This window comes from Sporolactobacillus shoreicorticis (assembly GCF_024125445.1).
In the GTDB taxonomy this organism is placed as follows: Bacteria; Bacillota; Bacilli; order Bacillales; family Sporolactobacillaceae; genus Sporolactobacillus; species Sporolactobacillus shoreicorticis.
In genome coordinates this window covers 162,125-184,060 of sequence record NZ_JAMXWM010000004.1, presented here as the reverse complement: position 1 = coordinate 184,060, position 21,936 = coordinate 162,125, and the positions used below count along the sequence as shown (strand labels likewise).

The 21,936-nt window shown below is 41.0% G+C and carries 24 protein-coding genes; 11 read left to right on the top strand and 13 right to left on the bottom strand.

The annotated features are described in order from the left end of the window. Positions 1-137 precede the first annotated feature (137 nt). The 3 genes from NIE88_RS05200 to NIE88_RS05190 all read left to right on the top strand — a co-directional run bounded on the left by NIE88_RS05200 (position 138) and on the right by NIE88_RS05190 (position 1,491). On the top strand, positions 138-710 hold the full coding sequence (locus NIE88_RS05200; RefSeq protein WP_253059796.1) for an RBBP9/YdeN family alpha/beta hydrolase: 573 nt from the start codon (positions 138-140) through the stop codon (positions 708-710). A gap of 137 nt (positions 711-847) precedes the next feature. After that, the gene (locus NIE88_RS05195; protein ID WP_253059786.1) at positions 848-1,006 is read left to right on the top strand and encodes a hypothetical protein; all 159 of its coding nucleotides are present in this window, start codon (positions 848-850) and stop codon (positions 1,004-1,006) included. Between the two features lie 104 nt (positions 1,007-1,110). Next, positions 1,111-1,491 (top strand): hypothetical protein, encoded by a 381-nt coding sequence (locus NIE88_RS05190; RefSeq protein WP_253059784.1) that lies wholly within the window; start codon positions 1,111-1,113, stop codon positions 1,489-1,491. Positions 1,492-1,636: 145 nt separating this feature from the next. Here the strand turns inward: NIE88_RS05190 and NIE88_RS05185 are convergent, their stop codons facing one another. The 3 genes from NIE88_RS05185 to NIE88_RS05175 form a co-directional block, all read right to left on the bottom strand. Then, positions 1,637-1,819, bottom strand: coding sequence for a hypothetical protein (locus NIE88_RS05185; protein ID WP_253059782.1), 183 nt, complete (start codon positions 1,817-1,819; stop codon positions 1,637-1,639). A 1,004-nt stretch (positions 1,820-2,823) separates the two neighbouring features. After that, a complete protein-coding gene (locus tag NIE88_RS05180) occupies positions 2,824-3,069 on the bottom strand; it encodes a hypothetical protein (protein ID WP_253059780.1) in 246 nt (81 codons plus the stop codon). A gap of 1,002 nt (positions 3,070-4,071) precedes the next feature. Continuing rightward, complete coding sequence (locus NIE88_RS05175) at positions 4,072-6,009, bottom strand: DUF1565 domain-containing protein (RefSeq protein ID WP_253059778.1); 1,938 nt, start codon at positions 6,007-6,009, stop codon at positions 4,072-4,074. Positions 6,010-6,158: 149 nt separating this feature from the next. On the opposite strand from NIE88_RS05175, the gene NIE88_RS05170 reads away from it, so the two are divergent. Then, positions 6,159-6,956 (top strand): helix-turn-helix transcriptional regulator, encoded by a 798-nt coding sequence (locus NIE88_RS05170; RefSeq protein ID WP_253059776.1) that lies wholly within the window; start codon positions 6,159-6,161, stop codon positions 6,954-6,956. 449 nt (positions 6,957-7,405) lie between these two features. Here NIE88_RS05170 and NIE88_RS05165 read toward each other — a convergent pair whose 3' ends face one another. From NIE88_RS05165 to NIE88_RS05155, 3 genes are all read right to left on the bottom strand, one after another. Continuing rightward, a complete protein-coding gene (locus NIE88_RS05165) occupies positions 7,406-8,722 on the bottom strand; it encodes a sialidase family protein (RefSeq protein ID WP_253059774.1) in 1,317 nt (438 codons plus the stop codon). Between the two features lie 29 nt (positions 8,723-8,751). Beyond that, positions 8,752-10,083: a glycoside hydrolase family 30 protein gene (locus NIE88_RS05160; protein WP_253059772.1), complete on the bottom strand. Its 1,332-nt coding sequence runs from the start codon at positions 10,081-10,083 to the stop codon at positions 8,752-8,754. A gap of 212 nt (positions 10,084-10,295) precedes the next feature. After that, positions 10,296-11,576: an MFS transporter gene (locus tag NIE88_RS05155; protein WP_253059770.1), complete on the bottom strand. Its 1,281-nt coding sequence runs from the start codon at positions 11,574-11,576 to the stop codon at positions 10,296-10,298. A gap of 1,673 nt (positions 11,577-13,249) precedes the next feature. On the opposite strand from NIE88_RS05155, the gene NIE88_RS05150 reads away from it, so the two are divergent. The 7 genes from NIE88_RS05150 to NIE88_RS05120 all read left to right on the top strand — a co-directional run bounded on the left by NIE88_RS05150 (position 13,250) and on the right by NIE88_RS05120 (position 17,129). After that, positions 13,250-13,789: an ATP-binding protein gene (locus NIE88_RS05150; protein WP_253059766.1), complete on the top strand. Its 540-nt coding sequence runs from the start codon at positions 13,250-13,252 to the stop codon at positions 13,787-13,789. Position 13,790: 1 nt separating this feature from the next. Continuing rightward, positions 13,791-14,906 (top strand): hypothetical protein, encoded by a 1,116-nt coding sequence (locus tag NIE88_RS05145; RefSeq protein WP_253059764.1) that lies wholly within the window; start codon positions 13,791-13,793, stop codon positions 14,904-14,906. Positions 14,907-14,924: 18 nt separating this feature from the next. Next, the gene (locus tag NIE88_RS05140; protein ID WP_253059762.1) at positions 14,925-15,293 is read left to right on the top strand and encodes an ASCH domain-containing protein; all 369 of its coding nucleotides are present in this window, start codon (positions 14,925-14,927) and stop codon (positions 15,291-15,293) included. 134 nt (positions 15,294-15,427) lie between these two features. Then, positions 15,428-15,910 (top strand): ImmA/IrrE family metallo-endopeptidase, encoded by a 483-nt coding sequence (locus NIE88_RS05135; RefSeq protein ID WP_253059760.1) that lies wholly within the window; start codon positions 15,428-15,430, stop codon positions 15,908-15,910. Next, the gene (locus NIE88_RS05130) at positions 15,907-16,104 is read left to right on the top strand and encodes an Arm DNA-binding domain-containing protein (RefSeq protein ID WP_253059758.1); all 198 of its coding nucleotides are present in this window, start codon (positions 15,907-15,909) and stop codon (positions 16,102-16,104) included. The genes NIE88_RS05135 and NIE88_RS05130 overlap by 4 nt, the downstream gene beginning before the upstream one ends. 480 nt (positions 16,105-16,584) lie before the next feature. Then, positions 16,585-16,758 (top strand): hypothetical protein, encoded by a 174-nt coding sequence (locus NIE88_RS05125; protein WP_253059756.1) that lies wholly within the window; start codon positions 16,585-16,587, stop codon positions 16,756-16,758. Between the two features lie 5 nt (positions 16,759-16,763). Next, a complete protein-coding gene (locus NIE88_RS05120; protein WP_253059754.1) occupies positions 16,764-17,129 on the top strand; it encodes a hypothetical protein in 366 nt (121 codons plus the stop codon). Between the two features lie 374 nt (positions 17,130-17,503). Here the strand turns inward: NIE88_RS05120 and NIE88_RS05115 are convergent, their stop codons facing one another. From NIE88_RS05115 to NIE88_RS05085, 7 genes are all read right to left on the bottom strand, one after another. Further along, entirely contained in the window at positions 17,504-18,511 is a 1,008-nt protein-coding gene (locus NIE88_RS05115) for a hypothetical protein (protein ID WP_253059752.1), read from the bottom strand. A gap of 565 nt (positions 18,512-19,076) precedes the next feature. Next, positions 19,077-19,352: a phage holin gene (locus tag NIE88_RS05110; RefSeq protein WP_253059750.1), complete on the bottom strand. Its 276-nt coding sequence runs from the start codon at positions 19,350-19,352 to the stop codon at positions 19,077-19,079. A gap of 14 nt (positions 19,353-19,366) precedes the next feature. Continuing rightward, complete coding sequence (locus NIE88_RS05105; protein ID WP_253059731.1) at positions 19,367-19,570, bottom strand: LysM peptidoglycan-binding domain-containing protein; 204 nt, start codon at positions 19,568-19,570, stop codon at positions 19,367-19,369. Between the two features lie 35 nt (positions 19,571-19,605). Further along, the gene (locus tag NIE88_RS05100; protein WP_253059721.1) at positions 19,606-20,613 is read right to left on the bottom strand and encodes a replicative DNA helicase; all 1,008 of its coding nucleotides are present in this window, start codon (positions 20,611-20,613) and stop codon (positions 19,606-19,608) included. A gap of 32 nt (positions 20,614-20,645) precedes the next feature. Next, positions 20,646-20,918, bottom strand: coding sequence for a hypothetical protein (locus NIE88_RS05095; protein ID WP_253059719.1), 273 nt, complete (start codon positions 20,916-20,918; stop codon positions 20,646-20,648). Further along, complete coding sequence (locus NIE88_RS05090; protein WP_253059717.1) at positions 20,887-21,729, bottom strand: phage replication protein O; 843 nt, start codon at positions 21,727-21,729, stop codon at positions 20,887-20,889. Before NIE88_RS05090 ends, NIE88_RS05095 begins: the two co-directional genes overlap by 32 nt. After that, the gene (locus tag NIE88_RS05085) at positions 21,722-21,883 is read right to left on the bottom strand and encodes a hypothetical protein (protein WP_253059715.1); all 162 of its coding nucleotides are present in this window, start codon (positions 21,881-21,883) and stop codon (positions 21,722-21,724) included. The genes NIE88_RS05090 and NIE88_RS05085 overlap by 8 nt, the downstream gene beginning before the upstream one ends. Between the last annotated feature and the right edge of the window lie 53 nt (positions 21,884-21,936).

Genomic DNA, 21,936 nt, shown 5'->3' with positions numbered 1-21,936 from the left:
ATATTGCTTTTTCATAACCGAAATTCGTTTGGATTTTGCACGGAAAAATATTCCCCATACCAAATCGTTATTCGATGTATTCGGTTAAATCGGTAGTATACTATTTTTATATCTTTAAAATGAAAGGAAAAGAAATAATGGGAAAACAAATTTATATTATCCATGGATACGGAGCTCAGCCAACCAATCATTGGTTCCCTTGGTTAAAAGAAAAGTTAAAAGCAGACGGTCATCAAGTCCTGATCCCACACATGCCAAATTCGTCTAGCCCCGACAAGGAAGAATGGTTGGAAGCATTAGTCAATGAAATAAAGAATTTAGACAGCAATACCTATTTTGTAGCACATAGCTTAGGATGTATCACACTATTGAAGTATCTGGAGAAATTAGATCCGCTACCAAGCTTTGGGGGCTTTATTCTTGTTTCCGGCTTTTCCGCTCCATTACCATCTCTACCTTCAATAAGTCCTTTTACCGCAAAAAAAGTGGATGGCAGCAAAATAATTTCTGCAACGAATTCACGTGCTGTTATCGCTGCAAAAGATGATTATATTGTTCCTTTTCAATTCAGTCAAGATTTATCCGAACAATTGAATGCATCATTTTATCTTGTTGAAAAGGGAGGACATTTTCTAAAAAACGATGGTTTCATTACGTTCCCATTGGTTTTTGACCTTTTAAACAATATAATAAAAAAATCCGGGAGTTGAGTTCGGATTAGATCAAAAATATGTTGAACAAAACAAATTACTACGTTGATCAAGATTTAGACGCCAAAAACGTGCAAAGATGGCGCTTGATGTTCAGGAACTCGATCAGAACCTCACCAATGAGTATAGACAAATCAATGAAGATCTACCAAACATCAAGTCATTATTATGAAGAACTAATTAATGCTACCCGCCAAGGTGCCGATGTTCAGCCGATGCATTTCAATGCAACCGCCTATCATGACAGTAAAATCTATCAGGTTCAAGATGAAATACGACAGGAAACGCAGAACTAGCAGAACTATTTGAAAGTCAAAGAGCATCAGGAACAGGCGCGAATAATGAATACTGAATCCCGCCTGCCAGCCGACTTCCGTATGCGCCTTTTAAAAAGGATCAAATGAACCGTGGGATGACGCAAGGCCTCATTGATACGGGCAAAGACATCGTCTATGCCTTTATTGATATGGCTCAAGATCCTAAAAAATCTGCGACTAACACAGTTACTGCGCTATGGAATCGGAAACAAACTTCAGTACTCATCGCCCAAGCAATCACTGAATACTATGTCAAAAATATGGTACATGGGGACGCGTACACACGATCAAGGTGGGTTACCCACGCCCTGGGCATGACAGTCACTTCAATTGTCGGTACCAAGGGCGTCGGCCAAGTGAGCAAAGTGGCTAACCTAGAAAAGCTGAGCACGCCAGCAAAGAAAGTGGGTACGCTGGCACAAACAAAACAGTTAAGTATGCAAACAAAGCAGCAGAAAAAATGAACGGATGGGGTAACCCATTTGCGCCAAAAATGCAAATTGCAGCAGATATCCCCTATAATACAATTAATTCTTCAGGCCTCAGGAAAAGATTATTGGGAATGGCAGGTAGGTATAACCCATTCACTTTGGGGCAGTGAATGGGTTTTTATGCGCTTTGGATGCGTCCGTGTGCCAAAATGCCCCCTTTACTAAAAATGCGGACCTTACGCCGATTATAGCAAAATGCATTGAGATAGGACTCACCTATCTCAATGATTCGAATATGTCGTTGTGAAAATGATCCATCCTTCGCCTGATAGATAATTTCCAGCACATCGCCCGGTCTCATGGAATTATCCTCAATGTCCGCGGAAACCCTCTTCAAAATTTACAAGACCATCCTTTTTTAACTTGGTGATTGAAATCCGATAGCTAATTGGACTTTGATCGCCGAGTTTTTCTTTGAGCTTAGACTCATTATAGTCTTTAATCCACACACGGGTGGTAGTTTCACAAAGCGCAGAAACTCATTCATAAAGTGGTTTCGCCTTAGTTCACTAACTACTTGCGTTTGTTCCGTTCGTGTTGCTCTCTCTGATGAATTAAGGTATCCAATTTTTTAAGTACTCAATCTGAAATAATTCATTTTCCTTCTCAAGATCCTAATGTCGTCCTATTCCGGTTGATCAAAATTTTTCAACTTATTCTTCTTTTTGACTTCTCGCTTTACATGTTCATGTTTCATAGGTGGACGTCCTCGTTTGGTTTTTAATCTATCCACACCCATTGATGCAAACCGCCGATTCCATTGATAGATTGTTGACGGCAATGCAATTTTGAAATATGGGCTGCACGTTCGAGTGTTGAATTGTTATCCCTCATTCACTTTAATTCGTCAAGCTTACAGTTATAGGCATAAGCTGGCCGTTGTTTCAAATTTTTAATGCTTAAAATGACATTTTCCTGATAGTAATGCACCCATTTCAAAATCAGTTGTTGAAAGGGAATCTAATACTTGTGGCAAAACAAAACGCTCCCCATCCCCTTGAGATGGTCACTAACAACCTCCATCTTAAAATCAGTTGAGTATTTTGATCATATTAAAGCCCCCTGAATTGGATTTTGATTGTCCAACTTCAGGGGGTCAGTTCATTGACTTGGTGTGAGCTATTTAACGTTTACTTTCAAACAATTGCTTGTGCCCAAATAATTTCTAGAGTAAAACTTGATCTCAAAAAAGTCAAATCCAATTCTTATTTTATAATGCTCCTTATATTTATTTTCATGCTGCTGATCTCGCTACCAAGTATGGGCGGTACTAGTAAAGGGATAATCCTATTTTGTTCAAAATTATTATTTCATAAAAATACGTCCAAGTTGATCAATTAAATTCTCTAAGTCTATTCCGAGTTGATTTGGTTCATCATTTTTATCAAAACCTCTCTCTATAAGCTCCTCACTCACAGCACTTCGTAATTCATTTCCTAACTTTTCATCGATATCTATTTCTGAGTCATCTAAAACCCATAGAAGATCTGGCCTATGCGTCCCTAAACATTGTTTGAGCAATAAAATCATCGTGTCATTAAGCTCATTCACTTTTTTCTGACCCCTTTTGAATTTTTCGCATAAGTTGTTATTACCTTTCCGGCTTTATTAAGTACAACAACTGCGTTTTTTCCTATATATTTGACTCTGCCTCTTGATTGGTTCACCACTCGACTTGGTTTTTTTACAGCATCAAGTATAGCCAGCGTTCCTCTTGATATTCCCACTTTTTTGCAACGTCTTGTTTCTTCAATCCTAATTCAGCAATCCGACCAGACAATTTATTCATTTCACTCTCACCCCTCTTTTTTTACAATTCAACGTAAATTAGGGTTGTCCCTTTAACATTTTTCAAAAGAACAAACAAGAAAGAAAATTATCCGTGTAATATTTTATTTTTTCTGTCTGATGAATTAACCATAATTGAATGAAGAATAAAGAAGAGAAAATCAAAATTTCACTTTCCAACCAGCTCCATCATACGAAAAGGCTAATATAAAGAATGATTTCTTTATGTTAAAAATACGACAGTTTTCTTCTTAAAAACCCTTTTTTACTTCACAGTCATCCATCTCCCATGTTTTTCTATATTCAAATTGTGAAATCTGCGTCGCCCTTGTCTGTTAATTGAAATAATACTGAAACCCTTTGCTTTCCGTTAACCGGATTGGTCAGTTCTGAAGAAACATGGAAAATCATCCAGATTTAGCTCTCACTACCAATATACAAGAGAAGATTACTCTGAAAACCATTTCATTACAGAAGTGTCTGCCATGTATCACTTGTCACCCTCTACATTACGAATCTATAAAAAACTTGGTCTGCTTTATAAAACATACCGCATTATGGAGATCACCGAATCTGTAATAACTATGTCTAGCACGTTTAAGTGCAAGCTGTTGCTTTAAAGACACCGGCATAACGCCAGTGGAACTGTAAAATCCTCTTTACGTGGGCGAGGACATAACCTGGATAAAATCATCAGCCTGTTTGATGCTCACTGCCGGAAAGTGGCCGCCCAACCAGTACACTTGTTCTAGAAATTTGACCAAATTAACCTTTATCACACCAAACGACGATCACATTCTCACCTGACTTCAACTGTTTAAATGGGCCGGGAATGGTTTGTCCGTCACACTCATTAAGCTTATTAAAGTAGTCCCGATTTAAATACAACGGGTCACCGGTGACATTTTCAAAATCCGCTTCTGCTAATCTTACCCGGCCTAAGCTGGCCGTTGTCTGGACCTGGCCCCTGAACTGATCAAACGATGCCGGCAAATGAATGGTTAGCCTTACCTCATCTTCCGTTCGCGTTATTTCGCAATGCAAATCGAACCGGTCATCTTTTAAATAATGCACTTCATTCATAAACGGGATTGCTCCATTCAAATACACATTATGATTAATGTGAACCGGCTGTCGCACCGTTTCAAACATTTCGACATCCCCGGGGAGCCTTTGTTCAACCGCGGCCACGTAGTCCTGCATAGAGATCGGACTACCATTATATAAATTAGTTCCGTTATTTAATTCCGGATCAGCATCACCAATAAAAATATTATTGAAGTAACGGTCATCACCGCCATACACCATCGCGTAACCCTTAATGGCTGTTTGATGGGGGATGTGATATGGGGTTGCCCGGTTAAGAACACTTTGAATTGTCGTACGGCCCATGATCAGATTATTAACGAATGCTCCTCCTTGCGCATATTCATCAATTGACCGCTTAGAAGCGAAAATATTATCAGCAACTAAAAACGGTCCGTGGCACACTTCAATCAAAAAATCCCGAACATTATGATGATAAAAATTTCTCATAACCATCGTTCCCTGCGCCTGCCAATCCAGCCAAGTCCCTAAAACACAATGGTCGATTTGATTATGGACAATTTCAACATCAATCGCCGCATGAAGTTTAATAGCTGAAATTTCCCAGCCGCCAAATTCATATTTTGTGCCAATGTTATAAATGTGATTTTTAACAACTCGGCTGAAAATACCGCCCAAGTTGCCGACAATTCCACTTTGACCACAATTATAAATCTGATTCCCATAAATTAAATGTGAGCCAACCGACGCTTTATCCCACCCAAATTGCTGAGCACGAAAAACACGCTCAATCTGATACTGATATCCGGGCCGATCATGCCGATTTGAAAAAGCATTTTCATCAGCAAGGACAGGAGCGCCAATACTAATTGCACTGCATTTAGCGTCGTGCAGCCGATTACGCTTGATAACCCAGCCTTTAGACCAATGTGGCCCGATCAGCCCGATCTGTTCTGACGTCGGCGGTGCCCACGGTGTCGCTGCCTGACACATTTCGAATCCAATAACCGCGATAAAATTGATCCTAGGTTTTGACGGATAAAAACAGCATGGCCGCACACTCATTTCAACTAATTCATGATTAGGATTAAAACTATGAAAATTAGCAAAAATAGTAGTCGTTTGTGCGCCCGCCTCTGCATACCACTTGTAAGCAGTTTGTCCGACATCGGCCATTTTCAGCGTGATGTTTGTTACATATTCCGTCGCTTGATCACGTTCTTCACCAGCAGCCATTTCATCAAAAGAAGCTGCTTCATAAAAGGATTGCCCATTTAAATATAGATCACCGGTGTGTCGGTCATTACTTTGTTCCAGCCAGTCCCCCTGCAAGCGAAGCTGAAATGGATTGTCCTTTCCAAAAACCTGATTATTGACTTCTGCCTGCCAAATACCGGAGCGAATCTGTACCCAATTTGTCACAACTTCAGAGCCCTTGATTACAACATGATCACCCGGAACAGCTTGATACGTAATCCGTTGATTGTCACTGAGACCTGAGAACTTAGGATCGACCCTTTCTCGGTAATTGCCTTCATGGACAAAAATTGCGTCTCCGGGTTGCGCCAATTGCGCGGCATGGTTAATCGTTAAAAAGGGTTCTTGTTGATTCCCACAATTGCGATCGTTACCTTTTTTTGCAACATGATAAATCATCGGTTATGTTTCCTTCCGTCAGCTAATAAAGCGATTTCATTTTATTTTAATCTGGTTTATAGTTAAGTTTAAGTATAAACAAATCTAATTACAGCTGATTCTTAAATATAAAAACAATAATCGCAGTACAAAGTAGGAGTGATTTAATTTTGGCATTTTTTCAACACTTCGGAATGGAAAGTACACCTGTTTTTAAATATTTCGATCTTGAAGACTTTAGCTTTCCGTTACATCTGCACCGTGCTTATGAGTTTCTCCTCGTTCGCTGCGGTCAACTGCATATTCAAGTCGACGATATTGACTATCACGTTAATTCCAGACAGTCTGTGATCGTTTTTCCCAACCAGATTCACGGCTTTGACATGACTCCGACAACTAAGGTTACGGTTGTTATTTTTTCTCCGGAGTTCATTGGCGCATTTAATGAACAATATCAGGAAAAAGTGCCGGTTCATTCACTCATCTATTTGAGTTCGCCAATTAATTTCCAACATACATCAACAACCTTTGGCATCAAAAGTTTACTCTACGGCATTTGTGATCGAATCGTCGCACAAACAGACTTTTGTGATCGCCGCCACTCATCTCAATTAGATACCGCTTATAAAGTATTGAATTACGTTACGGCCAACTTTCAATCAGACTGCAAACTTAAAAACCTGTCCAAAATGATTGGTTACGACTACTCATACCTGTCAAAAGTATTTACCAAGGTGATGAACGTGTCCTTCCCTGAGTATCTGAATAGCTACCGCATTTCCTACGGCCGCCAGTTGCTCAAAAATACAACGCTTTCAGTTTCGCAAATCGCCTACAAATGCGGGTATACCGACGTTCGCGGTTTCAACCGCAACTTTAAACAGCTAAATCAGTGCACGCCGCAAGAATTTCGCCGCACTGTTATTAAATATGATAAAAGTCTGAAAGAAAATTACGTTAGCGGTTAAGATGGCTGGCGATCTGCGTGAAACATTGAGCTTGTTTCATGCGGTTTCCGAATCGTAAGGAAAAGATCATACCCATTCACACTCGGGTTTTAATACCTGTGTTCATCCGGTTTATTACACAATACGGGTACGTCGATATAATTAAGTTAATGAAAAAGCTTAATTCGAAAAATCATTTCAATATTGTCTCGAGCAAAGTTCGTCTTTTTTATGAGTTGCATTATAATATTTTCCCCATGACATCCGCATCGGCATATGAAGATTGTCCACTTAAAAAAGTTCTCTTATATAACAGAAACAGGATGAATAACCGCTTAAAAACATTGATTTCACCCTGTTCACTTATTCTTTTTTTCCAAAAAGCAGCAAAATATACTTTATCCCAAATTCTTTTCGACCACTATAAAATGATCCGTTTTAACGATATGTTGCTGCTAATCACTCACTCATTACCCATTGCTTAATAACCCGTTTGTCAGTTGGTAACTCGTCGTCAAGCCATGATGGTCTGCTTTTTTAATTTTCAAGAAACTTCGGTGTTTACGGTTTTTCTTAAAATTTCGCTCGGCCTTATCGCCTACATCAATAGTTTCGACGCGGATGGAATTATTTTGACCAAAGCCTCCGCCATTTACTATCAAAAGCATACCATTCAATAACGGCACCATTTGCCGATTATAGGCTGCTCCGGTTTGAGTTTTAAACGTTTGGGCCGCAGTTATCCCTGTTAGCAGATCTTCCTGATCCTTAAAGACGTAAACATCTCCACTCCCGGCATTGTTAAATGCAATTCTTCCGTCATTCAGCGTTACAATATACGGTGACCCCCTGTATGGTGAAACGACATTCCCATATTCATTTGAATTCCATTTTTCGGGGCTCTCCGGATCTGAAGTTACTTTAAGTTCGGATCGATCAAAGGAATTGCCGCCTTCGTGCTCATAGGTCATCGCAAAGTTGCCGTTACGAAGCTGCGCGACAATAGGCATTCCCGGCCGTTGAGCGTCTTTAGCCGGGATTCCCTTGAAATCAACATCCACTACAGGCTCGCTCCAATTTACGCCATCAGCCGTTGTTTCATGAACAATCGTCTGAGAACCTTTTACAGTGTTATCCCGTTCATCAGAATAATAGACAATCAGCTTGTTATGATGCACCATTAGAAATGGTTCCCAGACTGGATCATACCCCATCTGATTTCTAGGATTTTCACCTCCGGTCGCAATGCTGCTCTCAAATTTCCACGTCTTCCCGACGTCTTGACTCTTCATTAGTTGCAGATCCGTATTACTTAAATCGTTTGGCGTCGAAATGCCCGCCAACACAATTGTCCCTTTCGGCATGTTGCCGATTCGATGCGGCAGCTCATACAATTGCGGGCAATTCATCATGCCCCAATCTTTGTGTTGCGTTTCTGAAACATCTGCGATCTGTTTCCAAGTCGCACCATTATCATCGCTCTCATAGATCGGGAACGTTGGATGGCGCCCGCTTTTGGCGACGTCATTTCCGATGACCTGCTCAAACGTTAATAATATTTTACCATTATCACTGAGGTTAGCCTGATGTTTCAACTGAACGGCCCGCGGCGATAGAACACCGTAATTCTTATTATTTAAATAACCGCCCGCCGGTGTTTGTGACGAGTAAACCGTTATCGGTCCCATTGTTGACGGCTTAGCAGCATCTGCTTCCGTCGAAACTGTAAATCCGACAAACAAAACCGCAACCGTAAGTAGTGCTGTGATCGGTAGAAATTTCGCCATTTGAACTGGAAGCCTCCCTGAAAATCAAATTAGTCAATCACAAAAGTATTAAACGAGTGCGCCTGCACTACTGCTTCATAGGTCTGACCCTTCACGCTAATCGTGATGTCCCGTGCGCTGTTCATGCTGTTGGACATAACGACCACAATTTCTGCGTCCGGGTTTTCAAAAGCTACTGATTCACCGTACAGATGACCCGAATAGTCCAGAACGTGAGCCCCAGGTTTTACGAAATGAGCGAAGTGCTTCATAACATAGTACTCAGGATTATAAGTTACCTCGCCATTATCAGGATTAATTGAAATCATACTGTTCTGATGCCAGCCCCAGGTACTTTCACCACCATCATTAAGGACGGAGTTCCAATACAGGTAGCCATTGACACCGTTACTGATATAGTGGCGATACAGATTAAAGACATACTCTGCATAAACCCACGTATTACGACCGTTCCCACATTCACTTTCAGACTGTAGGTAGCCTAATTCAGGAAATGACTGAACCGTTCGCTGAAGAACAGATTTGCCGGCCCATTGATAAGTCACGCCTTTGACATATTGGTAGGTCTCGGGGTCCGAAAGTACTGTTCCAGTGATCAACGGATAATCAGTCGTTTCATCCTTGACCATTTCCGTGTCCTCAAGTGGCGAATTAATGGTCCCAAGCCAAATCTCAGTATCCAATCCAAGTTTTCCAAATGTCGGACCGAGATAGATTTTAATGAAGTCACGCAATTCTTCTCCCGTCCAATAACAGGAAGGGAATTTTTGATCACGCTGTGGTTCATTTTGAACATACAATTGCCCGATATGAACCCCTTCGGCATCGTACGCCCGAATAAACTTGGCAAAGTAATCGGCATATGCCTGCTGCGTTTTGGCGTCATGCTTCAAAACTCCATAGTTATAAACCGGAATCGTCTTCATCCAAGTCGGCGGACTCCATGGAGAAGCCGAGAACTTAATGTCCGGATTCCGTTTTAATGCTTCTTTAATGTAGGGAAGCAAATATTTTTTGTCCCGTTCGATCGAAAAATTCGCCAAATCATAATCTTCGGGTGTTTCATCAGCGCTGTACCAACTCAAGGCATAATCGCTCGCGCCTACCGGAATTCTGCAAATGCTGTAATTCATCCCTACGCCCGGTTGGAACAGGTCATTAAGAATTGCATCACGATTTCTTTCAGTCGTATTTTGCAACGCAACGGTGCCTAATTCATTAAAGGTCTGGCCGAAGCCCCAGAACTCCTGCCGCTTCATGTCGCTTACCTGCAAATGATTATGTCTTTTTGCCTGCGTTGACGTTAAATCTTTTTTCTTTAACTTCAATGTCTCTGTTGTTTCGTAGTGAGTTGTACTCATCTCGTTGACCTCCACAAAAAATTTTATTAGTTTTCATTAATACCTTGATTTACAGTTTCTTGCTTATCTGATTCTCCTTTCAACTATGTCCGGAATCAGACGAAAGCGTCATGATTAAAATCGGGACTTCAAACAATTTTCATCTCATTTTAAAAGCGGGAGATGAGACCTTCACTTGACCACAACCCCCAGTTTCCGATAACTGTGAACGTTTATTTCACTCTTTTGATGAACAGGACAAGAATTCCTCCGGCAAGAGAAAGGACCGCGCAGACCGGGAAAATCCAATAATAGCTCCCACCCGCGATCGTCACAATCGAAGCCGCAACGATAGGTCCGAGAATTTGCGACCCGGTATTAGCCAGATTGAGGATTCCCAAATCCTTTGCCGCGTTCTGCTCATTGGGAAGAACTTCCAGATTGAGCGCCTGATCGACTGAGAAGAAGATACCCATTCCTAGTCCGGCTAGCGCGCCATATACAATCATCGTCCATGGGGCATTTGTAAAGGCGGGCATGAATACGCCAACGGCAACCATCAGTGCGGAAACGAAGACTGGGATCTTTCTGCTTTTTATCCTGTCGGAAATCGTTCCAGAGCTGATCGACATGACAATAGCAGTTATCATCAATAGAGTGGAAATAATGGAGACGTACTTCTGCTGACCACCTGTATTAAGCAGGATATAATCGCTTAAAATATACAACTGATAGCCCATAATCGCAGTAGTTGCCGTGCTGATCAGCATCTTGCCGAACAGAGCGAGATAAAAATCACCGGCGTCATGAATAGGAAAGATAAAATTCTGAACGAACATACGCCACGTGAATTGTTTCTTCGGCATACCGATGCTGGGCGGTTCACGCATGATGATTGCCGCGAGAGGTCCAGACAGAAGTGTGAGCAGCCCCATCACAACAATACCGGTGCCGACCGTCGTGAGGAATTGCGCCCCCACAACTTGGCCGCCGTACTGCCCAATGACATAACCGAAAGCATAGATTGAAGAAATCGTGCCCCGATGCATCGGGGCCACTCGGTCAGAGATAACAGCTATAAGCGGAGCAACGATCGCATTCAGGAATATCTGATAGACGCACCATGAACCGACCAATGCTGGAATCGAACTTACCATGTTAAAGACAACAAGCATAACACAACTGCCGATGGAGCCCGCTATGATCCACGGAGTCCGTCGCCCCCAACGTGAACGTGTCAGGTCGGACAGTCCGCCGATGATAACGTTGGCAAGGGTAGCGATAATCATCGCCGATGTTGCCAAAAGTGCAACAATTGTCGCCTTGTTTCCGGGAGCAATCTGCTCGACCTTGGCAGGCAGCAACACGGCGTTAACGCCAAGGTATGGCCCGAGCCAAAGCAATGCTCCCAATCCCGTAGCAATACCGATTTTAAGAGGAATTTTTGACTGTTGGCTGTCCGAAACGGATCCGGACCAGCCACTGAAACTAGCATTCGTATTTGCAGATTTCATTGTTTTCACCTTTTCTTTTCAGTAAATTTGCGAATCGTCACCAATTCTTACTCACGTAATTTTTACAAACCGGAAGCCTCAGTCATTTAGCAACCGCTCACATCGGCACCACGGTGGTATCTTCAAAAAGCTATAACTAACATCAATGTGTCATGCAACCGACAGCGTTGGCTTCGATGAATGAAAGCTTTACTGGTGTATTCTTTACTCGCTATGACACATCAGGCCGCGTGCTCACATTCTTATTACTTTTGCAATTATTTTTGATTACCTGCTTTATCGTTACTCAGCACTACGACTATAACAACAAGTTACATGCGTCGACAGCAGAATAAGTAACCGATTTCATTTGGTGGTGAAAATTTAAATGAACCCCCTCCTCTGTCAAGTTTTTATTTTAAAAGCGTTTTCAAAAAATAGTGAACTTGATCAAGTTCACTATTAGTTTATTAATAAAACAAACTTTTACATAGGATTATTATTGATAATCAATGGATAAAAATTGTGTTTATCACCGCTTTTTAAGGTCCGTGACTAAAATCCAGTCGTATTATCACATGCTCTGTTTAAAGCAAGCCGCCGATATTAACAGTACTTTTCGGAAACTGTTTTTGCTATGATGACAACGGTTTATTTTAGTCAATGAGCCCTTGGTCTAAGCTCACCGGCTTTTAGCCAGTAGATCTTTTCAAGACTCGGTGGCACTTCAATGGCTTCTGAAAGCTCTGCTATAATGGTGTCAGGTGAGTAAAATGGGTTATATCCATAATGGAGGTCTCCAGTATCATATTGTCTGGACGACCAAATATCGTTGTAAAATCCTACAGTAAAAAATTGCTGTCCAGCTGTGAGATCTGATCCGGCTGGAGTGCAAAGCATGAACTATTCAAAGTGCCGGTGAAGCACAGGAAAAAAACACGTGCACCTGCTGTTATCCTATCCACCGAGTAGCTGTTTGAGGAAGCTGATGCAGAATTTCAAAGGACGCCCCCTCAAAGAAGGCACAGGAAGAGTTCAAGGAACTAAAGCAGAGGGCGGATAAGAAGGGGCAAACATTTATATCTATAGACTCCGGAATATTTCTGCAGGACGGTAGGAGCCTTGACGGAAGGAGACAGGAGTACATTCAAAATGTTGAGCTTGCTTGAGAAGGGCCTTTTTTAACAGACTTTAGCCGGAACAGAGATTTTAAGTCATAGCAACGAGCCCCTGTACTTTTAATACGAGGTATTATTCTATCAATAATCCATTCATGGAGATAAGCAGGACAATAACATGAATAGACACCATTGTAATTTTGTTTTAAAAAAACTTTTCAGAGAAAATCTATTAAAGACATTGAGACAACCTTAGGAACCTATGGCCATTTGTATTTCCCAACAGCAACTTTGATGTCGCCCATAAATTGAACGAAACGGCAACCCGGTAGCCTTCCTCCCAGTATCGTCCGGATTAACGAATCGCCATTTGAGAACTCCGGTGTGGACGAAACCCATAACTGTGCTTCGAGAATTGACGATCAAGCACCTGCATGAGCAATTGATCGATCGCAGCACAGAGTCTCAACAAGAATTGGTGTAGTGGGTTTTTTTATATCATTTACATAGGTAATTCATATCAGACAATATTTATCAGAAACACATGTTTCTATCATCTATATGGAGGAATCTATTATGACGCAGATTGTTTTTATTTCTGGTATACACGGAAGTGGAAAGACCACTCTTGGAAAGAAAATATCAGAAGAAATAAACATACCATTTGATAGTGCAAGTAACATAATTAAAACGGTATCATCCCAAAACTGGGATAAATACAAAAAGGTCACTGATATTAGTGGCAATCAAAGCAAATTGGCTAAAGGAATAGCAGAGTTATATGCAAATGATAATATTTTGATTCTTGATGGGCATTTCTGTTTGTTAGATAAAGATAATGAGGTCATTGAAATTGATTTGAAAACCTTTCAAGAAATACATATTAAATTAATTATTTGTTGTACTGCCAATTATCATACTATTTCAAAAAGGTTAAGTGAACGTGACCAGAATTATAAAGTTGACTTAGAACAAATAAAACTGTTCCAAGAGAAAGAAATCGAGCATGCAACCGAGGTATCAAATCAACTTAATGTTCCGATCATTTTTTTTGACGCTGAGAAGAACAACGAAGGTGAACTTCTAAATAATATCAAAATAATTGGAGGGATATAAAATGCAGTATATTGATTATGACGTTCTAAGTATTCGAACAAAAAAATTCAGTGACTTAGATCTAGATAATCCATTCTTTGATACCTTAAAAAATGACTATCCTGGTTTCGAAAATTGGTTTATACGAAAAGGAAATGAAAACGCATTTGTTGTTAACGATGGTGGCATACAAGCCTTTCTTTATATGAAATTGGAGGATAAGGCTGAAGATTATTCAATTTTTGAAAAGCCTCTTCCATCTGAATTACATTTAAAAATTGGTACTTTCAAAATTACAAAAAGTGGGTATTATTTAGGAGAGCGATTCTTTAGAATTATTCTCGAACATGCTCTATTGAATGATGTCGATGATATTTATGTTACTATATTCCCAAAAAGAGAAGAACAAAAAAAATTAATTGGATTTATGGAGACATTTGGTTTTTCACAATATACCAAAAACAGGAAGACAAATGAACTAGTATTTATGCGTAAAATGAATGTAGTTCAAGATATGGAGCCTAGTTTAAAAAATTACCCCTATGTGAATAAGAATCTCACAAGAAATTATTTTATGCTCGCAATAGATGCGGGTTACCATACTAAATTAATTCCTGACTCGATTCTAAGAGGTGAAGATCCATCGCTTATAACTAGTGATATTAACGCAGCAAATGCTGTAAAGAAAACATATATCGGCAACTATCGAATTTTTCCTACCCCAGGGGATATAATCGTTTATTATCGAAATAAACCTGTAGGCCAGAATGGATCCGCCAAATACCTCGCTATTGTAACAGGATTCGGCATGGTTTCTGAAACATTCAATTCTATCAGAACGTATGCTGAAGTTAGTAAAATTGTTTCACATCGGTCAGTTTTGACAACAGAAGAAATAAAAACTAAACTTAGAACACATAGTAGCTATGGAGTTAATATACTTAAATTTTTTGATTTGTTCTCTTTTAAACGCAGACCTATACGTAATGATTTAATCGAGAACGACATACTTGTTCCGACCGGTGGCACAACTAGTTTTGGTGGTATTGCATATGAATATCCGACAAAGAAAATCACGAAAGAACAGTTTGATCTAATTTTAGAACTTGCAAATTTTAATGAGAATTTGTTTATTTAAACTATCGGGGGAGAAAATATGCGAAGTATTATTTTATCAATTCATCCTTCTTTTGTTGATAAAATATTAAGTGGTGAAAAGCGATTTGAGTTTAGAAAAGTACTCGCCAAGAAAAAACCTCAAAGGTTGGTCATTTATTCAACATCACCTATTTCAAGTGTTGTTGCTGAGGCTGATATTGAAGACATTTTAGTGGACACACCCGATAATTTATGGGATAAAACCTCTAATTATGCTGGTGTAGATAAAATATTCTTTAATGAATATTTTAAAAACAGACAGCAAGGAATTGCATATCAACTAACAAATATTACTCAATATGAAAATCCAAAATCCCTTAAAGATTATGGATTGCAAAACGCACCACAATCATTTGTGTATATTTAAAAAGAGGCAGCCAGTTTCTGGCGCCTCTTTTATTTATATACTTTTTGCTCGATAAGCTGACTTTCAATACGATGAATTCTCTCAAGTACCTCATCCTTAGTCAAATGATCAAATCCCGCTGCTTTCAATGATATGTGATTGGACAATGCATTAAAATTATCATATCTTTTCACACGACCTACTTTCACACAGAGGATCTTGAACTCAAGAAGATCGCAATTGCTTTTAGAATTGAGTACTCTTGCTGGCATGGTCAACCGTATGCCTACCGTCTTTCAGAGAACTCAGCTGCTTACATAATCGAAAACAAGCAGGTGGCCGAATATGAGCAGCGGGAGCACTTCTTTCACGAGCTGGGACATATTGTCCGGCACTGCGGTGATCAGTGCGATATGCCGGAGCTGTTTCTTCAAATGCAAGAGGCAGAGGCTCGTCAATTCGCGCTCTATGCAGCCATCCCCTACCACATGATCGATTTCAACCGCACTCATTCATTAAAAAGTATCATGCAGGAGTTTCATTTCACGCTAAACCTGGCTTACACTCGGATTGACGGTATGTGTCAACAAATCATCGTGCAGCAGAATGGATCCACTGACGAAAAGAGGTGCGAGTGAATGGCAAGTATATCCCGGCGAAGCAGTATCGTGTCTCCTACAAAGACGGAACCTCTTACCGGAATAAAACAAAAGGTGGATTTATTACAAAGAGACAAGCCCAACTTGCAGCTGCAGACATTGAAGCTAAGCTTGGTCGTGGGGCAAAATTGAAAGCCGGTGATCGCTTATTCTCTGAGTATTTTCGTACCTGATATGAGACGTTCCGTAAAGGAAAAAAGTCCCCCGACAATGATCGGGATATCGAACGTGCAGTAAGATTCGCTGAAAAGCACTTTGAAGGAATGACCATCAAATATATTTCGCGTCGTCTTGGCCATAAGAGCGTGATCACAACGCTGAATACATACTCGCACATTATTGACGACCTGGATCAATGCGACTCTGAATCAACAGATTTAGCCCTGAATGATCTCTATTCCCTGCGCAAAATTAGCGCAAAATGATTTGATTTTCGTTGACGATTGCCCAAAAATAAAAAGAGCCTTCAACCGCGTCATATCAACGGTTAAAGGCTCTTTTACTTGGTTTATGCAACCATCTCTGATACTCCAAATATGGAGACGGTGGGAGTCATACTCAAATCGTTGATAACTAATTCATTAGGGTTTTTCGCAATCATCTTGTCATCTTCCCCTCAAAAACCCCTCATTTATTCTACGGAGGGAAATCTCATGAAAAATTGGAATGCATCTGAAGCAATGATCGAAGAAAACAATCGTGCACTTGTTGATCTTAAAAAATATGAAGAAGAGCATCGCAATGATCTACCATCGAGCGCCATATATTGGGCAGTCGTCCATGAGATCGAAGCTTTAGAAAAAGAAAACAGAGAATTAGGGCAGTGATTTCCATGCCTAGGAAGTTGAAATTAACTCTTGAAATCGCATTGGTTTCACTCATTTCCTTGTCCTGTGCTTTTTTCACTTATCGAATGTTTGGCAAACCTTTGAGCCCTCATCACACCGTCACCCGTATCTTTGATGACCACGTAGACGTTTACCGCGTCAAGGACGGTGTCATGACCATTCGCGCAGAGGCTGAGGGTTGGGATGGTACCGGCTGGTCACAGTCAAATGCACGGCGTGATGGACTGAGAAAGATTAGCAAGCTATATGCCACTGTGACCGATGAAAACTATACCGTGAAACAAATTAATGTGACCGTTACGTACTATGGAAAGAAAGAGATTCAGCAAACACTTTATATAGAGAACTAAGTCTCATCCCCCATAAATCTTCAACAGTCGTCTCAAGCACACTGGCCAGCTTTATGGCCACGTGTAGGGATGGCTCTTTTGTAAGGAAAAGAAGTGAAGTGACGCTTTGATCAAGGATATTTCAGCGATCGAGCACGCTCTGAGTGTATATTTGATCTTGTGCCTTTGATCGCCAACTTGGAAAGGTCCCAATATTCAGTGCCACTCGCCCTACTGATTCTCTCCCTTCCACAATATCTTTAATCGCTGCTCGCTCTTCTCTACAGACAACCAGATCCTATTAGACATAAAAAAATCTCCTTTGCATCAACAGATTTTGATTCATCTGTCAACTCAGAGGGGATCATATCACATATTATTTGACGCAGCCTTTTTTATTTGTAGGTAGGAGCAGTTCCATTATTATCTAAAACGTATTTGAAATAATCTGGCAATCTAAATGTTGAATTGTCTCCTAATTGCACAACCCTCATTTTCTGGATAAACTTGCTTCCTTTACTGAAGATATTTCTTAGATCTCCTTTATATACTAGATAATTTGTATCCGATTGATCACTGCTAAAAAATAGGTTAGTTAAATTGTTTTGCGGATCGTAGTCAACCTCTCTTATTGTGTCTGATATATTTACTGTATCGTTAGGCGCATAGTTTTTCATTGAAAAAACGGTTTTTCCGTTATCGCTGAATTGGTCAAATAGTGTCCCTACCGTTATTTCTTTCTTATCGAATGATTCAGTTACATTTTGCCCCCATGAGGGATTAACTAAATCTCCATAACCTTTTGTGTAAGCAGATTCTCCACCATTGATTTGGGAGTCACTTTGTTGGACATCAATACCTAAATTAGTGTTATCCAACGAACGTGTTCCAAATGTACTGTTAGCGGAATCATATCTGTATGAAATGTATGGAGCGAGTTTGTATTTACTGTTTGAAACAAATTGAACCTTATATGTACCTTTTAACCCAAATTTAAATCCTCTGTAAACCCCAGCTGTAATCGAAGTATTAATAGTATAGTTCCCATGTGGATTTATTACTAAGAGTGAGTATTTTTTGTATAGCATACTAATTATGTCGGACTGGGCGGTCAACGCAAGAGAATGTGAGGTAGAAAGTGATTTCACGTTGTACATAGCACTAGCGCCATATTTACTTCCGTTCAAGGTGATGGATCCCGGAGATACGGTCTTTCCATATGCACCGGAGGAAACTTGAGCAGGGACGTTATAAAGATAATTACTGCCCTTTTTTATAATGTACCATGCTGCGCTTCCCCAGGGAATAGATGCCGCCTTTGCTTCATGTCTGGGAAATTCAGTAAATAGTAAACCTAAAGTGAGAGAAAAGACTGTTAATAGGATTATAATTTGTTTTTTCATAAGTTCCTCCTCAACTCAAATATTGTTTTTAAATCTTATAGTTAAGAGATACGCTAAAATAATAGAAACTACTATTAGGAAAATGCTAATTAGAAAAGAGCCCGGCGTGGAATAAAATGCATTTGAAATATACCTAGATATATATATCATAAAAAGAAAGTTAATAATATATTGAATCCACCATACTATTTTTTCTAACATATCATAGAAGTCTCCCTTTTCTATATTGTTTCTGTATATACTTCCTCCCATATTCCTTCCTCGTTATTTTCAACAAATATAATTATACAACTTTAGTGCTAACTAAAAAACGCATTTTTCATACGTGACTCCGAAATCTTTTGTGCGGTATTCCGCACGTTTTGATGCGTGAACACGCACACCCCCGCATGTTATTCTCCGATTTCGACGGTGTTCGACATTATATGACAAAGCATCCGTCTGATTAACCTATAAAATTAATAGTCTACAAAAATCTCATGTTCACACATTAGTCACATTATTAAACGATCTTCGTATCACTCAAATATGTATCCTGCCATCTTGGCGGGTTTATTACGTTATGTTATTTCTTCGGTTCTTCGTATGTCAGCGCCTGCTCGCTGTCGCCAATGCCCGCGGTTGTCGGATCTTGGATAACGCCCAGCGTGCCGAGTAGCGTGAAGACAATAGCGATGGCCTGCGTGAGTTGATCGGTCAGCGCCTTGCTATCAAATTGGATTGCCCACCATCCCGACGAATTACCAAGTGTGAGCACAGCCGCCAAAATACCGATTACCTGCGCCACAAACGCCACAACAAAAGTCTTATTCTTAAATCGTACCAACCAGTTAATTTTCATGAATGATCTCTCCCTTATTTTAATTTCAGAATTTGTCCTGGATAAATCGTATCCGATTTGAGCTTGTTCAACTTCTTCAACGTCGCAACCGTTGTCTTGTTCTTAATCGCAAGATCCCAAAGCGTATCGCCTTTAACCACTTTGTGCGTTGGTGATTTTTTCAGTTTGGATTTTTTCTGTGCGGCAATCACATTGGTGTAGGCAATGTTCTCATCCACGTTGCCGGAGATACCCGGCACTCGAGCACTGGATGTTAACGCCTGGCAAGCTGTTTCAAACCGCTTGTGACTGCGCCAATGGCCAGGTCTCTGCGCTCATACTTGCCGGTGATCTTGATAAAGCTTAAATAGTCAATGATCGCCAATTGCTTTTTATCCGGATGCTTTTTCATCGACTTGCGAATGGTTGCGCGGATGTTGGCGATGGTCTGTGACGGTCGGTCATGAATCGCTAAGGACCATCGTTCATAGATGCCCATGCCTTTGATGACGCTCTCCACGTCTCGTTCGCTCATGAATCGTTCCGGATTGCGCCACTTGCCCGCATCGATGTTGCCAATCACTGACAGCAGCCGCTGCTGAATTTTTGTTTTCGGCATTTCTAGGCTGAACAGATCGACCACCACATCATCGGCCGCTGCGCTCTTGGCAATATTCAGCGCAAAGGCTGTCTTACCCATGGATGGCCGACCGGCAACAATGATCAGGTCATCATCCTGCAGACCGCTTGTCATGCGATCAAGATCGGTGATGCCTGTGGTTACACCGGAGATATCGCCGCGCTTCTCAAAAAGTGAGTCATAGATTTTCATCATGCTTTCGCGATCGGTCATCTCGTCATCGATCGGACGCGCATCGGCGATCTCATCCAGCGATTTTGCCAACTCTTCAATGCCTTCGGTGCTTGGATCGTTCACAAAGCGATTGGCTTTAGCCCTAGCTTCACGCAGCTTCCGTGCATCGTTCAGGATCCGTTCGTAAAACTCAAAGTTCGATGTCGTTGCAATCCCGTTGACCAGCTCAGCCAAGTAACCAATGCCGCCTGTTTGATGCAGCTTGTTGCCAAGCTCTTTCGCAAGTGTCACCGGATCGATCGGCGCCTCTTTAAGATTCAAGGCTTCAAAGCCAGTGAAGATCACTTTATGTGCTGCCTTAGAAAAATGATCCGCAGTCAGCCAGCACATGTCCATCAGCTGATTGTCATACAAAATGGACCCAAGAACTGCCTGCTCGGCTTCGATCGTTGCTTGTTCCTCAATCATTTTCGAACACCTCCAAGCGTGGCAGTCTGCTTTTATTTACCGGATGCGCCTTGGCTTCCGCTTCCCACTGGCGCATCTTCTCCGTCTCCTGAGACAATCCAGAATCGCGTCCATTCACGACAAGATCGGCCTGCGTGACGGCTTTTTGGATCGCTAACGTAGCGATAGAAGCGCTCCATTGTTGCGTTAAAGTCTGCGTGCTTTGTCGTTGCAAGCCAGATGTTCATGTATGTATCATCAGCGACAACGAACGGATACATTTTCACGATGCACTTAACCAGATGGGCCACTTGCAATTGATTCATTCTGCCTCAGCCACCTTTCAATCGCTGCATCATTTTGCTGCGCACGATTCGTTGGAAAACCTCTGCCTTGCTTTTGCTTGCTCTCTTGCCGGCAACGCGCAACCATTTTGTCAAAACCTTTTCTTAGGCTGTTCGGAGATAAAATGACTGTGCTCCAAAAATCATCTTTCTGTGACCAACGAATGAGATACTCAACCTGCTCTTTCGTTCGCTTGTCTCGCTCCATCATGAGACGAATGTCATTTGCCCATTTATCCAACTTTTCCGGAGCTTTGTAATTCGGGTTATTGGCTTGAATCAAAGAGAGTAATAGATTCGCCATTCCCAGGTGCTCGTCGGAAAACTTTGTTTTTCGACAAGAAGTCTTTTCTTTTTCTTGTTCTTCTTCTTTTTCTTCTTCTTGTCCCCCTGTCGTTGACGTGTCGTTACACGTATCGTTAACGACACGTAAGAACCGCTCTACAATCGTATCGTTAGGAATGTGCTCAACGATTAACGTAAGCAGCGATTTGTCTTTGACGGAGGCTAATTCTTTGTCAATACAATCCAGCACCGATTTACCTGTCTTATTAAGGTTGTATTTGATCAACCGATGATGCATTTCAAACCGATTAATCAAGCTGTTGACCGTTTCAAGTGAGTAGCCAAGATCAAAGGCCATTTGCTTTTTTGTAATCTGATAAACGCCTATTTGAGCCGTCAAAGGATTGGTTAAAAGGTAAAGATAAAAATAGCGATCTTCCGGAGTCATTTCCTCAATCACTTTAGGATCCGACCAAAAATTCACATGAATCTGCCTGAATTTAGCCAATGCCTCTCACCTGCCGTTCCTGCTTCGCCAGCCGGTAATACCTACATTTATTCGCCTTGGCATAAGAAACGACATGAGGCTTGTCCTGAACGATCATGTTCACTTCCAGAGTGGCGAAGAACCCGTACCAGTCTTTGTTTGTCTTGAGTGCCAAACCATCGTCCCCTTTCCTGTCGGTGTTCCTGCCCGCTGCATGAGCAACACTAG

Bases quoted from the DNA above. Each gene is read 5' to 3' on its own strand.
- NIE88_RS05200 (WP_253059796.1), top strand. From the start codon at position 138: ATGGGAAAACAAATTTATATTATCCATGGATACGGAGCTCAGCCAACC.
- NIE88_RS05195 (WP_253059786.1), top strand. From the start codon at position 848: ATGAAGATCTACCAAACATCAAGTCATTATTATGAAGAACTAATTAAT.
- NIE88_RS05190 (WP_253059784.1), top strand. From the start codon at position 1,111: ATGAACCGTGGGATGACGCAAGGCCTCATTGATACGGGCAAAGACATC.
- NIE88_RS05185 (WP_253059782.1), bottom strand. From the start codon at position 1,819: ATGAGACCGGGCGATGTGCTGGAAATTATCTATCAGGCGAAGGATGGA.
- NIE88_RS05175 (WP_253059778.1), bottom strand. From the start codon at position 6,009: ATGATTTATCATGTTGCAAAAAAAGGTAACGATCGCAATTGTGGGAAT.
- NIE88_RS05165 (WP_253059774.1), bottom strand. From the start codon at position 8,722: ATGGCGAAATTTCTACCGATCACAGCACTACTTACGGTTGCGGTTTTG.
- NIE88_RS05160 (WP_253059772.1), bottom strand. From the start codon at position 10,083: ATGAGTACAACTCACTACGAAACAACAGAGACATTGAAGTTAAAGAAA.
- NIE88_RS05155 (WP_253059770.1), bottom strand. From the start codon at position 11,576: ATGAAATCTGCAAATACGAATGCTAGTTTCAGTGGCTGGTCCGGATCC.
- NIE88_RS05150 (WP_253059766.1), top strand. From the start codon at position 13,250: ATGACGCAGATTGTTTTTATTTCTGGTATACACGGAAGTGGAAAGACC.
- NIE88_RS05145 (WP_253059764.1), top strand. From the start codon at position 13,791: ATGCAGTATATTGATTATGACGTTCTAAGTATTCGAACAAAAAAATTC.
- NIE88_RS05140 (WP_253059762.1), top strand. From the start codon at position 14,925: ATGCGAAGTATTATTTTATCAATTCATCCTTCTTTTGTTGATAAAATA.
- NIE88_RS05125 (WP_253059756.1), top strand. From the start codon at position 16,585: ATGAAAAATTGGAATGCATCTGAAGCAATGATCGAAGAAAACAATCGT.
- NIE88_RS05120 (WP_253059754.1), top strand. From the start codon at position 16,764: ATGCCTAGGAAGTTGAAATTAACTCTTGAAATCGCATTGGTTTCACTC.
- NIE88_RS05115 (WP_253059752.1), bottom strand. From the start codon at position 18,511: ATGAAAAAACAAATTATAATCCTATTAACAGTCTTTTCTCTCACTTTA.
- NIE88_RS05110 (WP_253059750.1), bottom strand. From the start codon at position 19,352: ATGAAAATTAACTGGTTGGTACGATTTAAGAATAAGACTTTTGTTGTG.
- NIE88_RS05100 (WP_253059721.1), bottom strand. From the start codon at position 20,613: ATGATTGAGGAACAAGCAACGATCGAAGCCGAGCAGGCAGTTCTTGGG.
- NIE88_RS05095 (WP_253059719.1), bottom strand. From the start codon at position 20,918: ATGAATCAATTGCAAGTGGCCCATCTGGTTAAGTGCATCGTGAAAATG.